Here is a 13,182-nt window from a genome sequence, read left to right as displayed (position 1 = left end):
CATGATCGCCGTGATCTTCGAGGTCTGGCCCAAGCCCGAGCATCGCCAGACCTATTTCGACCTTGCAGCCGATCTGAAGCCGATCCTGCAAACTATCGACGGCTTCATCTCGGTCGAGCGTTTCGAGAGCCTGACCGAGAAAGGCAAGATCCTGTCGGTGTCGTTCTGGCGGGATGAGGCAGCCGTGCAGGCCTGGCGCAACACGATGGAGCACCGGCGCACCCAGGCCAAGGGCAGGGCACAGATCTTTGCCGACTATCATCTGCGCATCGCCAGCGTCATCAGGGACTACGGCATGAACGATCGCGACGAGGCGCCGAAGGACAGTCGCGCCGTGCACGATGCGCACTAGCGCTGCCCTGAATGCGTGCCTATGTCTGCGCGGCCAACAAGGGAGAGAAACATGCACGTGACGACCGCGGACAAGCGCGCGACCTTCAGGAAGATGCACGAGAGCGGCTGCTTCATTCTGCCCAATCCGGTCGATGTCGGCAGCGCCAAGGCGTTGCAGCATCTCGGTTTCAAGGCGATTGCGTCATCGAGCGCGGGCTTTGCGTGGACCATCGGCAAGGCCGACAACCACGTCACTGTCGAGGACGTCTGTCAGCATCTGGCAGCATTGAGCTCGGCGGTCGACATTCCCGTGAATGCGGATTTCGAAGGCGGCTTTGCGGTCGAGCCGGACAAGGTCGCTGACAATGTCGAGCGCTGTGTGCGTACCGGCGTCGCCGGCCTGTCGATCGAGGATTCCACCGGCGACAAGGACAGGCCGCTCTACGATCGCGCGCTCGCGGTCGAGCGCATCATGGCCTCGCGCAAGGCGATCGGCGACAGCGGCACGCTGCTGGTCGGCCGCTGCGAGGCCTATCTGTGGGGCGTGACCGATCTCAAGCTCGTCATCGACCGGCTCACCGCGTACGCCGACGCCGGCGCCGATTGCCTCTACGCGCCGGGCCTGAAGAGCCGCGAGGACATTGCCGCGGTGGTCAAGGCTGTCGCACCGAAGCCGTTCAACCTCTTGATCGGCGGTTCCGGCTTGTCCTTGCAGGAGGCCGAAGATCTCGGCGTGCGCCGGATCAGCGTCGGTGGCTCGCTCGCCCGCGCCGCGTGGGGCGGCTTCATGCGCGCGGCAAAGGAGATGGCCGAGAAGGGGACCTTCACCGAGCTCGGCAGCGGCTATCCCGGCGGCGAGCTCAACAAGATGTTCAGCTAGAGCCAAACGAAAAGCGGCGGGATGTTGTGTCCCGCCGCTTTCATGCGTCACTGCGAAGTCTTACTTCGCGCCGTTAGACGGTGCGGCCGGATCCGGCGCGGCCGGCTTGCTCGGCGCAGCACCCGTGGTCACGCCCGGCGCGGTGTTGTTGCGCGGCGTCACGTCGCGCATGCCGGGAGGCGCCGCTGGATTGGCCGGCGGAGCCTGCTGGGCCGTCTGCTTCGCCGGCTCGTTGCTCGCCTGGTTGCCGGTGGTCGTGTTGTTCAAGCCGTAGAACACGGCACCCAGCACCAGGGCGACAGCCACGGCAAACAGTGCGACCTTGCCGCTGGAGGCGGGGCCTTCGCCCAGCTCGGGGTCGACCTGAAGGTCGGCATCCCGTCGCGCCGCACGGAGATACTCATCATCGGCGAGATTCGGGCGATACGGATCGTTGGGGAAACGGTCGTCAGCCATCGATTGGGTCTCCTCGATTATGGCGGCTGGACAACCCATAGATGCGAGATTCTGTTCCGCCCCCTCTGATGCTTTCGTCGCATGTTGCCCCCGCGTCGGGAATCGGGAACCTGCTCATCCCGGATGGACCCCTTGTTCATCCTGGAACCGCGGACGTAAGTTCCACGGGCGGAATAAGGGAACAAAGCGATGTGGAGCCTGCCGCCGAGCGATAGCGTGCTGCACCTTCTGGCGTTTGTTGCCTTGACGGCGCAGGGCATGACCGCGGCGCTTGCTGCGGGGCGGCGCAGCATGGACTATGTCGGCGTCTGCATGCTCGGCAGCATTACCGCGCTCGGCGGCGGCACGCTGCGCGACCTGTTTCTCGGCCACTATCCGCTCGCCTGGGTCGCGAACCCGATCTATCTCGTGCTCCCTGGCGCTGCAGCGCTGCTGACCATCCTGTTCGCGCGCCTCGTGCACCGGCTTCAGCTCGCCTTCATCGTGCTCGATGCCATCGGCCTCGTCGTCTTCACTATGACCGGCTGCGACATCGCCTGGCAGATGGATGTCTCGCTGCCGATCGTCATCGTCTCGGGCATGGTGACGGGCTGCGCCGGCGGCGTGTTGCGCGACGTGCTCTGCAACGACGTGCCGCTCTTGTTTCGCTCCGAGCTCTACGCCAGCGTCTCCGTGGTGACGGGGCTGTTCTACGCGACGGCCTTCGGCCTCAATCTCAACGCCGAGCTCTGGACGATCCTGACCTTCATCCTCGGCATCAGCTTCCGCCTGCTCGCGGTGCGCTACAAATGGGAGATGCCGAAATTCGTGTTCAAGGAGGATGAGCGGTAGCTCCATCCACCTCGCGAAGCAATCCAGGATCTTTCCGCGTGGGGACTCTGGATTGCTTCGCTGCGCTCGCAATGACGGGAGAGAGAGCTGGCTACGGTTGCTTCCGCGCCTTCGCCACCTGCGCCGGCGTCACCAGCGGGCCCGAATTGCCCCAGGAATTGCGGATGTAGTTCGTCACCGCCGCGATCTCCCCGTCGGACAATTGCTTGGCATAGGCCGGCATCTCGCCGGTGTTGGGCGCGCGCGGCGTGGTCACGGTGTGGGCGCCGTCGAGGATGATGCGCAACGTCGAGGACGGATTGACCGATTGCAGCAGCGCGTTGGCGGGCAGCGGCGGATAGATGCGCGGCGCTCCTGTGCCGTCGGCTTCGTGGCAGGCGATGCAGAGCTTTGCATAGACCGCCTGGCCGGCCTTCATCTCGGCCTCGTCGGGCGGCGTCACGATCGTCTCGCGCCGCGCCGGCGGCAGGCCCTTCAGATAGACCGCGATCGCGCGCGCATCGGCGTCGCTCATCTTCGAGGTCGAGTTGACCACCACCTCCGCCATCAGCCCGTCGGCATGGCTCTTGGCATTGCGGCCGCTCTGCAGATATTCGGCGATGTCCTCCACGCTCCACGACTTCAGCCCGGTGCGCGGCGCGCCATCGAGCCTTGGGGCGTACCAGCCGCCGATCTCGTTGCCGGCGAATGCCTGCGCCTGCTTGTCCGCGCTAAAATAGTTCTTCGGCGTATGGCAGGCGCCGCAATGGCCGAGCCCGGTGACGAGATAGCCGCCGCGATTCCACGCCGCGCTCTGGCTCTGGTCCGGCTCGAACAGGCCGGGCTTGAAATACATGGCATTCCAGATCCGCATCAGGCCGCGGTAACCGAACGGCCAGCGCAACTCCGGCGGCTTGTTGCGGCTCACGACGGGCGCGAGCGTGCCGAGATAGGCCCGGATCGCCAGCGTGTCGTCCTTCGTCATCTTCGTGAAGTAGGGATAGGGGAAGGCCGGATAGTAGTTCGAGCCGTCGGGCGCGACGCCATAGCGGAGGGCGCGGGTGAAATCGGCATCCGCCCAGGCGCCGATGCCGGTGTCTCGGTCGGGCGTCAGGTTCGGCGCATAGATCGCGCCGAAGGGCGTGTCGATGCGCTTTCCGCCCGCGAACGGCTTGGCCGGATCGGCGGTGTGGCAGCCCGCGCAGTCGCCGGCCTCGACCAGCGTCTTGCCATAGGCGATCAGCTCCGGCGACGGTTCGGCGGCGAGGGCCGCGCCTGCAACCGCACTGCACAACGCCAAACCCACAGCCAGGCCAGCCAGAATCGTCCGCATCGAGAGCCTTTCCTGCGACCAATCGACGTCGCCTGCGTGACGGGGGCATCAATTCATTTCGCGACGGCGGGGGTATGGTGACACAAATTGAAAATGCCTGATGCCTTTGCAGCCACGAAATTGCGATTTTTACCTGGCGCTCGCTTTGGTCCAGATTTGTGGTGCGGAGCGTTAAATATCCGACATAGAGTGGCGGAGATGGTCGGCGCGCCCTAGCTAAAAACAACGGGCAGGCAACGGCTTAAGCGACGTTAAGTGACAAAGACCTGAACAGGGCGTGGAAAGAGGACAGCATGGGAATCAACCAGGGTCCGATCAGTCTCGATCAAAAATACACCCAGGACACCGGACACGTCTTCACCACGGGCATCCAGGCCCTGGTTCGCCTGCCCATGGCCCAGATCCGGCGCGACCGCGCCAATGGCCTCAACACCGCGGGCTTCATCTCCGGCTATCGCGGCTCGCCGCTCGGCGGCTATGACCAGCAGCTCTTTGCGGCGCGAAAGCATCTCGAGCAGTACAACATCAAGTTCCAGCCCGGCGTGAACGAGGACCTGGCCGCGACCGCCGTCTGGGGCTCGCAGCAGCTCAATCTCTCGCCCGGCGCCAAGTATGACGGTGTGGTCGGCATCTGGTACGGCAAGGGCCCCGGCGTCGATCGCTGCGGCGACGTGTTCCGCCACGGCAATGCCGCGGGCTCGGCCAAGAACGGCGGTGTGCTGTGTCTGGCCGGCGACGACCACGGCGCAAAATCCTCGACCGTCCCGCATCAGTCCGACCACGCCTTCATGTCCGCGCTGATGCCGTATCTCTACCCGTCCAGCATCCACGAGATGATCGAGATGGGCCTGCTCGGGATCGCGATGTCGCGCTACTCGGGCTGCTGGGTCGGCATGAAGGTGATCACGGAGACGGTGGAGACCACCGCCGAGATCGACCTCACCGACGAGATGAAGCCCTTCATCATCCCGCCCGATTTCGAGCTGCCGCCCGGCGGCCTCAATCTGCGCTGGCCCGACGACCGCTTCGAGCAGGACCGCCGCCTCCAGGACTACAAGGGCTTTGCCGCGATCGCCTTCGCGCGCGCCAACAGGGTCAACCGCGTCACCATGGATTCGCCGAACGCGCGCTTCGGCATCATGGCCTCAGGCAAGAGCTATGAGGACGTGCGGCAGGCGCTGCGCGAGCTCGGGGTCACCGAGGAGGTTGCCGCCAAGATCGGTCTCCGTCTCTACAAGATCGGCATGCCCTGGCCGCTGGAGCCGGAAGGCGTGCGCCAGTTCGCGGTCGGGCTCGAAGAGATTTTCATCATCGAAGAGCGGCGCGAGATCGTCGAGAACCAGGTCAAGCAGGAGCTGTTCAACTGGCGCGACGACGTCCGCCCGCGCATCGTCGGCAAGATGGACGAGCACGACAAGCGCTTCCTGACCTTCGCCGCCGAGCTCAGCGTCGCCTCGCTTGCGACCTCGATCACCGAGCGACTTCTCCGACTTAATCTCAACCCAGAGATCGCGGAGATGCTCCGCGTCAAGGCCGACTGGTTCAACGGCCGCCAGGCCACACAGATGCAGGCCACCGCGCCTGTCTCCCGCACCCCGTATTTCTGCTCCGGCTGTCCCCACAACACCTCGACCAAGGTCCCCGAAGGCAGCCGCGCGCTGGCCGGCATCGGCTGTCACTTCATGGCGCTGTGGATGGACCGCTCGACCGAGACGTTCACGCATATGGGCGGCGAGGGCGTGCCGTGGGTCGGCATCGCGCCCTTCACCAACGAGAACCACATCTTCGCCAACCTCGGCGACGGCACCTATTTCCACTCTGGCCTGCTCGCCATCCGTCAGGCGGTCGCCTCCAAGACCAACATCACCTACAAGATCCTCTACAACGACGCGGTGGCCATGACCGGCGGCCAGCGCCATGACGGCGATCTCTCGCCGCAGCAGATCACCTTCCAGCTCCACGCCGAGGGCATCCGCGAGATCTATCTGGTCTCGGAGGCGCCCGACACCTATCCCGCCGACACCATCGCGCCCGGCGTGAAGAAGTATCACCGCGACGAACTCGACAACGTCATGAAGATGTGCCGCGAGTACAAGGGCACCTCGGCGATCGTGTTCGTGCAGACCTGCGCCGCCGAAAAGCGCCGCCGCCGCAAGCGCGGCCTGATGGAGGATCCGGCGCGTCGCGTCATGATCAACCCGGCCGTCTGCGAAGGCTGCGGCGACTGCTCGGTGCAGTCGAACTGCATCTCGGTCGAGCCGCTGGAGACCGAGTTCGGCCGCAAGCGCGCCATCAACCAGTCGTCCTGCAACAAGGACTATTCCTGCGTGAAGGGCTTCTGCCCGTCCTTCGTTACCGTCGACGGCGGCGCGCCGCGCCACCGTGCGCCGGCCGAGCTTGAAGAGATCGGCGCGCTGCCCGAGCCGGCCTCGCGCCCGACGCTCGACAAGCCCTACAACATCGCCGTCGGCGGTGTCGGCGGCACCGGCGTGCTCACCATCGGCGCGCTGCTCGGCATGGCCGCCCACATCGAGGGCAAGGCCTCGATGATCCTCGACATGTCGGGCCTCGCGCAGAAGGGCGGGGCGGTGCTGAGCCATGTCCGCCTGTCCGATCATCCGGCTGAGGTAACGTGCTCGCGCATCGTCACCGGCACGGCCGATCTCGTCCTCGCTGCCGACGAGGTGGTCGCGGTCGCCAAGGACACCATCTCGCTCTGCGACAGCAGCCGCACCCGCGGCATCATCAACAGCCACGTCATTCCCACCGCCGACTTCGTCCTCAACCGCGACTTCAACTTCCAGACGCGCAAGCTGAACGGATTGCTGGAGACGGCACTGCACAAGGACTCCGTCTTCTTCGACTTCACCAAGCCCGCCGAGCAGCTGCTCGGTGACAGCATCGCTACCAACATGATGATGATGGGCTACGCCTATCAGAAGGGGCTCTTCCCGCTGGCGGCGGAGTCGATCGAGCAGGCGATCGAGGTCAATGGCGTCGCGATCAAGATGAACAAGGAAGCCTTCCGCCTCGGTCGCCTCGCGGTCGCCGATCCCGAGCGTCTTGCGGGCATGCTGAAGGGAACGGGCGAGGTTGTCGCACCCAAGACGCTGGATGCGATGACGCTCGACGAGATCGTCGAGCATCGCGCCAAGCATCTGACCGCCTATCAGAACGGCCGCCTGGCAAAACGCTATCGCAAGCTGGTCGATCAGGTTCGCGATGCCGCGAGGCAAGGCGGTTATGACGACGCGCTGCCGCGCGCGGTCGCGGTGAACTACGCCAAGCTGCTGGCCTACAAGGACGAATACGAAGTCGCGCGCCTCTTCACCGACGGCGCCTTCGAGCAGCAGCTCCGCGACCAGTTCGAGGGCGATTTCAAGTTCAGCTTCAATCTCGCGCCGCCGATCCTGGCGTCCGGCGTCGATGCCCTGGGCCGCCCGAAGAAGCGCGCCTTCGGCCCGTGGATGCTGAAGGTCTTCCGCGTGCTGGCGAAGTTCAAGTTCCTGCGCGGCACCCCGCTCGACATCTTCGGCCGCAGCGCCGACCGCAAGCTCGAGCGCGACCTGATCGTGGGCTACGAAAAGGACGTCGCCACCGTGCTCGGCCTGTTGTCGCCGCTCACGATCGACACCGCGGTGGAGTTGCTCTCGCTGCCCGACCGCATCCGCGGCTACGGCCCGGTGAAGGAGAAGGCCGTCGCTGACGCCAAGGCCCGCTACGCCCAGCTCGCCGCGGACTTGGCGAGCCCGCCGCCCGCGCCACGGCAGATCGCGGCGGAGTAGGGCAAGTCCCGTAGGGTGGGCAAAGGCGCGAAGCGCCGTGCCCACCACCTCACCAGGATTGAGTCAGAAGAGGTGGGCACACTTCGCTTTGCCCACCCTACAAGACCTACGTTTGACAAGGGTTGTGACCGCGCGATATCAGCAACTTGCGATAGTGGCGCGCGGCGGGTGATGCGGTCGTGCGCTATGCGGAGCGACGATCGATGTCATTGCGCGGTGTCTTGATTGTATTGGTCGCCGTTGGCGTATTGGCGGCCTTGGGGATGTACTGGAATCAGCATGATATCGAACGTGTCATGCGTGATGGCTACGGCACCACGGGCAAGATCACGTCCGCTGAAGTCGTCTCGACGCGATTTCCGTTCGTGTTCGACGGGTTCTGGCCCCGCTATGTCGACGAAAATCTGTCGATCGGATTGCAATGGATCGGAAAGGACGGCGTTCAGCGCGAGCGCAAGGGCATCGCGGTCAGCGCCGCCTATGCGGCGCGCATCACGGTTGGCAATCAGCTCAAGCTCCTGACGGTCCCCATTCAGGCCGTTGACGATGATTCATCGCTTCCTGTGATCGTCGAGGATATCGACGATCATCTGAGCCATATCCGGTCCACGTCCAGATTTATGGCGGCGGGAGCAGGTATCTGCGCCGTGATGCTGGTGCTCGTGATCGGATGGCAGGCATGGTCGGCGCGTCGAAGCGGGCCGGGAAGCGCCGCAATCGCCGCCGGATCGCGGCGGCCCTTTCCTTTCATCCTCGGGATCTTGGCCGCCGTGATGCTTCCATTCGGCGGCTACATGCTAGTGACCTCCTATTTCGAGCAAAGCACGTTGAAGGAGATCCTCGACCACGGCGATGAGGCCACCGCCGACATTACGCGTGCCTACGGTGAAGTGAACAAAGCCGGCGACGCGCCGAGCTATCTCGTTACCCTGGCGTGGACCGACAAGAGCGGACAACAGCAAAGCTACGGGCCGACCCACATCAGCCCTGCCTTCTGGCGGCAGATCACGCGGAACGGCGTCCAGACGGTCAGGCAGACCAGGATCCGCTATCTCTCAGGCAGGCCGGATGCGCGGCCTCTGATCGTCGACGACGCGGCCGAAGCCCAATACCAGAACAGTTTTGGCGTGAAGGGCGGCGCGGTCTTTCTCGTCTTCGGCCTGATCCTGGCCGCGGTGACCGCGTTCCGCTATCGCGCGCGTCCGGGCGCGGCTTGATCGCAGGAGAGGGACGTCGGTTGGGTTAGGCAGATCCCCCTCGCGATTTCCTGTTTGATATCAATCGCCGTTCTACTGTGCATGGGGTTGTTTTCGTACAACGGGTTCTTTCGATAAAACGAAAGTCGCTTGTGACGTCGGGCAAAACACCTTTAGGATTCTGCCTGGCTGGAGCGGCGACGTGAGGCTGTCCGCGCTGAAATGGACCTGTGGTCGAATATGGATTTTGCTTGGCGCATCGTGACGTGCCTGCCGCTTACCGAGCTTTGGAACAGCGAAGGTCTGTTGGATGTCCGGCCTGACCAAAGAGTGGGCGCGGCTGAGATCGAGCTGCTTCTGCGGGACGGTGCGAGTTTCGTGGTCGCGGACGTTGGAAAGCCGTTGCGATGGATATCGGCCGCCGACCGCTTTTCGTTCTGGAAGACCGAGGTGAAGGGGCGGCTGATAGCCCGGGACGCTGATTGCTTCAGTCTCGACGACTATCCTGACAGTTACTGCTACGTCGCGACCGCTTGGAGCGGCACGGCGCCGATGCCGATCATTGTTCTAGAGATCCACCATTGACGGGGCTGTGATCGACGGCGGGGCAATATCGCCCACTTGCGCCCACCTGCTGCCCTCTCGCCCGACGGAATATTTCCGCGCTTGCCAACAGGGCCAGTGCGGTTCAGAAAAACGGGGCAATAAGAAACGCGAGCGGAGACCTCTGTTTTGACCATCAAGGGCAAGGCCTACATTGCCGGGATCTACGAACACCCGACCCGGCATGCGCCGGACAAATCCACCGCCCAGCTCCACGCCGAGGTCGCCAAGGGCGCGATCGAGGATGCCGGGCTCAGCAAGGACGATGTCGACGGCTATTTCTGCGCGGGCGACGCGCCCGGCGGCGCCTGGCCGATGGTCGACTATCTCGGCCTCAACACCAAAAAGCTCCGCCACGTCGATTCCACCGAGACCGGCGGCTGTTCCTACATCATCCATCTCGGTCATGCCGCGGAAGCGATCGCGGCGGGCAAGTGCTCGATCGCGCTGATCACGCTGGCCGGCAAGCCGCGCACCGGCGTGATGCCGCCGCGCGCGGCCGGCGCGGAAGCCGATTTCGAGTCCGCTTACGGCGCGACTACGCATAATGCCTATGGCATGTGTGCCATGCGCCACATGCACGACTATGGCACCACCAGCGAGCAGCTCGCCTGGATCAAGGTCGCGGCCTCGCACCACGCGCAATACAATCCGCATGCAATGCTCAAGGACGTCGTCACGGTCGAGGACGTCTTGAACTCGCCGATGATCTCCGATCCCTTGCATCGCATGGATTGCTGCGTCGTCTCCGACGGCGGCGGCGCGCTGATCGTGACCACGCCCGAGATCGCCAGGAGCCTGACGAAGCCGCTGGTCAAGCTGATCGGCCATGGCGAGGCGATGAAGGGACCGCGCGGCGGCAAGGATCTCGATCTCACATACTCCGCGGGCATCTGGTCCGGCCCGCGTGCGTTCGAGGAAGCCGGCATCACGCCGAAGGACATCAAATACGCCTCGATCTACGACAGCTTCACCATCACCGTCTTGATGCAGCTCGAGGACCTCGGCTTCTGCAAGAAGGGCGAGGGCGGCAAGTTTGTCGCCGACGGCAATCTGATCTCGGGCGTCGGCAAGCTGCCGTTCAACACCGACGGCGGCGGCCTCTGCAGCAACCATCCCGTCAACCGCGGCGGCATGACCAAGATCATCGAGGCCGTAAGGCAGTTGCGCGGCGAGGCGCATCCGAAGGTGCAGGTCAAGAATTGCGATCTCGCCATCGCCCACGGCACCGGCGGGCTTCTGGGCGTTCGCCACGCCGCCTCGACGGCCATTCTGGAGCGCGTGTAATGAGTGAAGCGAAAAAGTATCCGGCCCCGGTGACGAACCCCGAGACCGCCGCGTTCTGGGACGCAGCCAAGCAGGGCAAGTTCATGATCAAGCGCTGCACCGCGTGCGGCGAAGCGCACTACTTCCCGCGCTCGATCTGCCCGTTCTGCTACTCTGACAAGACGGTGTGGGAGGAGGCTTCGGGCGAGGGCACGATCTACACTTGGAGCTTGATGCGGAAGTCGCCGACCGGCCCTTACGCCATCGGCTACGTCACGCTGAAGGAAGGCCCCTCGGTGCAGACCAATTTCGTCGATTGCGATCTCGAAAAGCTGAAGATCGGCCAGAAGGTGAGAGTGGTGTTCAAGCCGACCGACGGCGCACCGCTGCCGTTCTTCACGCCGGCCTGATGCGCTCTACCCATCCTACGAATTCTTCCTTCCCCCCTTGTGGGGGAAGGTGGCGCGAAGCGCCGGATGAGGGGTATCGCTCCGCGGAAAGACTTTCGATGCGGAGCTAACCCCTCACCCAAACGAGTTTGCCGCACGGTTCTCGTGGCCCTCTCCCACAAGGGGAGAGGGCACATTAACGAGCGCCGCTGCTCGCTAAGAATGCCGGGAGGAAACCAAAAAATGTCCGCCAGATACGAAGAACTCAAAGGCCTGAAAAACATCGGTCAGAAATACGCCTACACCGACCGCGAGGTGATGCTCTACGCCTGCGGCATCGGGCTCGGTGCCGATCCGATGGACGAGAACGAGCTCGCCTTCGTCAACGAGGGCACGTTCACGCCGCGGCCGCTGAAGGTGGTGCCGACCTTTGCTTCCGTCGCGGCGTGGGGCTCGGGACCGGGCGAGATGAACCTCAACCGCGTGATGGTGGTCGATGGCGAGCGCGACATCACCTTTCACCAGCCGCTGCCGGTGGCCGCGCACATCACCGCCGACTCCTCGGTGCTCGAGGTCTACGACAAGGGCAAGGACAAGGGCGTCGTCATCAGCCACCAGACGGTGCTGAAGAACGAGAAGGGCGAGAAGCTGGCGACGCTGGTCGCTTCGCGCTTCGCTCGCGGCGACGGCGGCTTTGGCGGGCCGAACCTGACCCAGCCCGATCCGCACAAGATCCCGGCGCGCGCGCCCGACAAGACGATCGACATCGTCACGCGTCCCGACCAGGCGCTGGTCTATCGGCTCTGCGGCGACCGCAACCCGCTGCATTCAGATCCTGAGTTTGCGAAGAAGGCCGGCTTCCCGCGCCCGATCCTGCACGGCATGTGCACCTACGGCATCACCTGCCGCGGCGTGCTCCAGACTTATGCCGATTACGACGCCTCCGCCTTCCGCCAGCACGTCGCGCGGTTCTCATCCCCGGTCTATCCCGGCGAGACCGTGACCATGGACCTCTGGAAGGACGGCAACACGATCTCGTTCGAAGCCAAGGTGAAGTCACGCGGCGTCACCGTGATCAAGAACGGCAAGACGGTGCTGGGTTAGCTGCCTCCGTCATTCCGGGGCGCGCGAAGCGCGAACCCGGAATCTCGAGCTACAACCTCCGGATTCCGGGTTTAGCGCTGCGCGCTGCCCCGGAATGACGATAATAAAACAGGGAGAAGCCACCATGGGACTACTCGACGGCAAGGTCGCGCTGATCACCGGTGCGGGCGGCGGGCTCGGTGAGGCCTACGCGAAACTGTTCGCGCGGGAAGGGGCATCCGTCGTCGTCAACGACCTCGGCGGCCCCCGCGACGGCTCCGGCGCCGACAAGTCGATGGCGCAGCTTGTGGTGGACGCGATCAAGGCGGAAGGCGGCAAGGCGGTCGCCAACGGCGCCGACATCTCCACCATGGAGGGCGGCCAGTCGGTGTTCGACGACGCCATCAAGCATTTCGGCCGCGCCGACATCCTCGTCAACAATGCCGGCATCTTGCGCGACCAGACCTTCGCCAAGGCGTCCGAGGCCGACTGGGACAAGGTCATCAAGGTGCACCTGAAGGGTACCTTTTGTTGCACCATGCCGGTGTTTCGCTGGATGCGGGAAAACGGCGGCGGCGTCATCGTCAACACCTCCTCGACATCAGGGCTGATCGGCAATTTCGGGCAGACCAATTACGGCGCGGCCAAGGGCGGCATCTGGGGCCTGTCCAACGTGCTCGCGATCGAGGGCCGCAAGTACAACATCCGGATCTGGACGCTGGCCCCGGGCGCCCTGACCCGCATGACCGCAGACCTGCCCCGCTATAAGGAGAACCCCTCGGCGGCGCTCGGGCCGGACGGCATCGCGCCGGCCGTGCTATACATGGTCAGCGACTTGTCGGGCGACCAGACCGGCAAGGTGCTGGGCGTGTCCGGGCCCCGCGGCGTGCGCGAAATGCGGATGATGGAAATGGAAGGCTGGAAACCGCCGCACTCGGGCTGGAATGCTCAGGACATCGTCGATCATGCCAAGGAGATCTTCTTCTCCGAGGAGCAGATCAAGATGGGGGCGCGGCGGTTTTAGCCGTTGTTGTCGTTCCGGGGCGGC

The 13,182-nt window shown here is 64.3% G+C and carries 12 protein-coding genes; 10 read left to right on the top strand and 2 right to left on the bottom strand.

The genetic code is table 11. The features are described from left to right. The first annotated feature begins 1 nt into the window (after position 1). Positions 2 to 352, top strand: coding sequence for an antibiotic biosynthesis monooxygenase family protein (locus BJA_RS26975; RefSeq protein WP_011088099.1), 351 nt, complete (start codon positions 2 to 4; stop codon positions 350 to 352). Positions 353 to 403: 51 nt separating this feature from the next. Further along, entirely contained in the window at positions 404 to 1,213 is an 810-nt protein-coding gene (locus tag BJA_RS26970) for an isocitrate lyase/PEP mutase family protein (RefSeq protein ID WP_011088098.1), read from the top strand. Positions 1,214 to 1,273: 60 nt separating this feature from the next. Here BJA_RS26970 and BJA_RS26965 read toward each other — a convergent pair whose 3' ends face one another. Continuing rightward, positions 1,274 to 1,669 (bottom strand): hypothetical protein, encoded by a 396-nt coding sequence (locus BJA_RS26965; protein ID WP_028171415.1) that lies wholly within the window; start codon positions 1,667 to 1,669, stop codon positions 1,274 to 1,276. A 189-nt stretch (positions 1,670 to 1,858) separates the two neighbouring features. Between BJA_RS26965 and BJA_RS26960 the strand changes: the two genes are divergently transcribed. After that, positions 1,859 to 2,500, top strand: coding sequence for a trimeric intracellular cation channel family protein (locus BJA_RS26960; protein ID WP_011088096.1), 642 nt, complete (start codon positions 1,859 to 1,861; stop codon positions 2,498 to 2,500). Between the two features lie 91 nt (positions 2,501 to 2,591). On the opposite strand, the gene BJA_RS26955 is transcribed toward BJA_RS26960, so the two are convergent. Continuing rightward, positions 2,592 to 3,812, bottom strand: a complete 1,221-nt coding sequence (locus BJA_RS26955) for a cytochrome c (protein ID WP_011088095.1) — start codon at positions 3,810 to 3,812, stop codon at positions 2,592 to 2,594. A gap of 293 nt (positions 3,813 to 4,105) precedes the next feature. Between BJA_RS26955 and BJA_RS26950 the strand changes: the two genes are divergently transcribed. The 7 genes from BJA_RS26950 to BJA_RS26920 all read left to right on the top strand — a co-directional run bounded on the left by BJA_RS26950 (position 4,106) and on the right by BJA_RS26920 (position 13,158). Beyond that, a complete protein-coding gene (locus BJA_RS26950) occupies positions 4,106 to 7,597 on the top strand; it encodes an indolepyruvate ferredoxin oxidoreductase family protein (protein WP_011088094.1) in 3,492 nt (1,163 codons plus the stop codon). A gap of 203 nt (positions 7,598 to 7,800) precedes the next feature. After that, a complete protein-coding gene (locus BJA_RS26945; protein WP_236842079.1) occupies positions 7,801 to 8,814 on the top strand; it encodes a hypothetical protein in 1,014 nt (337 codons plus the stop codon). A gap of 201 nt (positions 8,815 to 9,015) precedes the next feature. Next, on the top strand, positions 9,016 to 9,378 hold the full coding sequence (locus BJA_RS26940; RefSeq protein ID WP_011088092.1) for a hypothetical protein: 363 nt from the start codon (positions 9,016 to 9,018) through the stop codon (positions 9,376 to 9,378). A 147-nt stretch (positions 9,379 to 9,525) separates the two neighbouring features. Then, positions 9,526 to 10,683, top strand: a complete 1,158-nt coding sequence (locus BJA_RS26935; RefSeq protein ID WP_038967073.1) for a thiolase domain-containing protein — start codon at positions 9,526 to 9,528, stop codon at positions 10,681 to 10,683. Next, a complete protein-coding gene (locus BJA_RS26930) occupies positions 10,683 to 11,072 on the top strand; it encodes a Zn-ribbon domain-containing OB-fold protein (protein ID WP_011088090.1) in 390 nt (129 codons plus the stop codon). The genes BJA_RS26935 and BJA_RS26930 overlap by 1 nt, the downstream gene beginning before the upstream one ends. Positions 11,073 to 11,294: 222 nt before the next feature. Continuing rightward, the gene (locus BJA_RS26925; RefSeq protein ID WP_038967074.1) at positions 11,295 to 12,155 is read left to right on the top strand and encodes a MaoC family dehydratase; all 861 of its coding nucleotides are present in this window, start codon (positions 11,295 to 11,297) and stop codon (positions 12,153 to 12,155) included. A gap of 124 nt (positions 12,156 to 12,279) precedes the next feature. Beyond that, positions 12,280 to 13,158 carry an SDR family oxidoreductase gene (locus BJA_RS26920; protein WP_038967075.1) on the top strand — a complete coding sequence of 293 codons (879 nt, stop codon included), beginning with the start codon at positions 12,280 to 12,282 and terminating at the stop codon, positions 13,156 to 13,158. The last annotated feature ends 24 nt before the right edge of the window (positions 13,159 to 13,182 follow it).

Source organism: Bradyrhizobium diazoefficiens USDA 110 (genome assembly GCF_000011365.1).
In the GTDB taxonomy this organism is placed as follows: Bacteria; Pseudomonadota; Alphaproteobacteria; order Rhizobiales; family Xanthobacteraceae; genus Bradyrhizobium; species Bradyrhizobium diazoefficiens.
The sequence above is the reverse complement of the archived record's forward strand: the minus strand, read 5'-3'. Positions and strand labels throughout refer to the sequence as shown.

Excerpts from the sequence above, each read along its gene's own strand:
- BJA_RS26960 (WP_011088096.1), top strand. The coding sequence starts at position 1,859 with ATGTGGAGCCTGCCGCCGAGCGATAGCGTGCTGCACCTTCTGGCGTTT.
- BJA_RS26930 (WP_011088090.1), top strand. The coding sequence starts at position 10,683 with ATGAGTGAAGCGAAAAAGTATCCGGCCCCGGTGACGAACCCCGAGACC.
- BJA_RS26925 (WP_038967074.1), top strand. The coding sequence starts at position 11,295 with ATGTCCGCCAGATACGAAGAACTCAAAGGCCTGAAAAACATCGGTCAG.
- BJA_RS26945 (WP_236842079.1), top strand. The coding sequence starts at position 7,801 with ATGTCATTGCGCGGTGTCTTGATTGTATTGGTCGCCGTTGGCGTATTG.
- BJA_RS26970 (WP_011088098.1), top strand. The coding sequence starts at position 404 with ATGCACGTGACGACCGCGGACAAGCGCGCGACCTTCAGGAAGATGCAC.
- BJA_RS26940 (WP_011088092.1), top strand. The coding sequence starts at position 9,016 with ATGGACCTGTGGTCGAATATGGATTTTGCTTGGCGCATCGTGACGTGC.
- BJA_RS26975 (WP_011088099.1), top strand. The coding sequence starts at position 2 with ATGATCGCCGTGATCTTCGAGGTCTGGCCCAAGCCCGAGCATCGCCAG.
- BJA_RS26955 (WP_011088095.1), bottom strand. The coding sequence starts at position 3,812 with ATGCGGACGATTCTGGCTGGCCTGGCTGTGGGTTTGGCGTTGTGCAGT.
- BJA_RS26920 (WP_038967075.1), top strand. The coding sequence starts at position 12,280 with ATGGGACTACTCGACGGCAAGGTCGCGCTGATCACCGGTGCGGGCGGC.
- BJA_RS26950 (WP_011088094.1), top strand. The coding sequence starts at position 4,106 with ATGGGAATCAACCAGGGTCCGATCAGTCTCGATCAAAAATACACCCAG.
- BJA_RS26965 (WP_028171415.1), bottom strand. The coding sequence starts at position 1,669 with ATGGCTGACGACCGTTTCCCCAACGATCCGTATCGCCCGAATCTCGCC.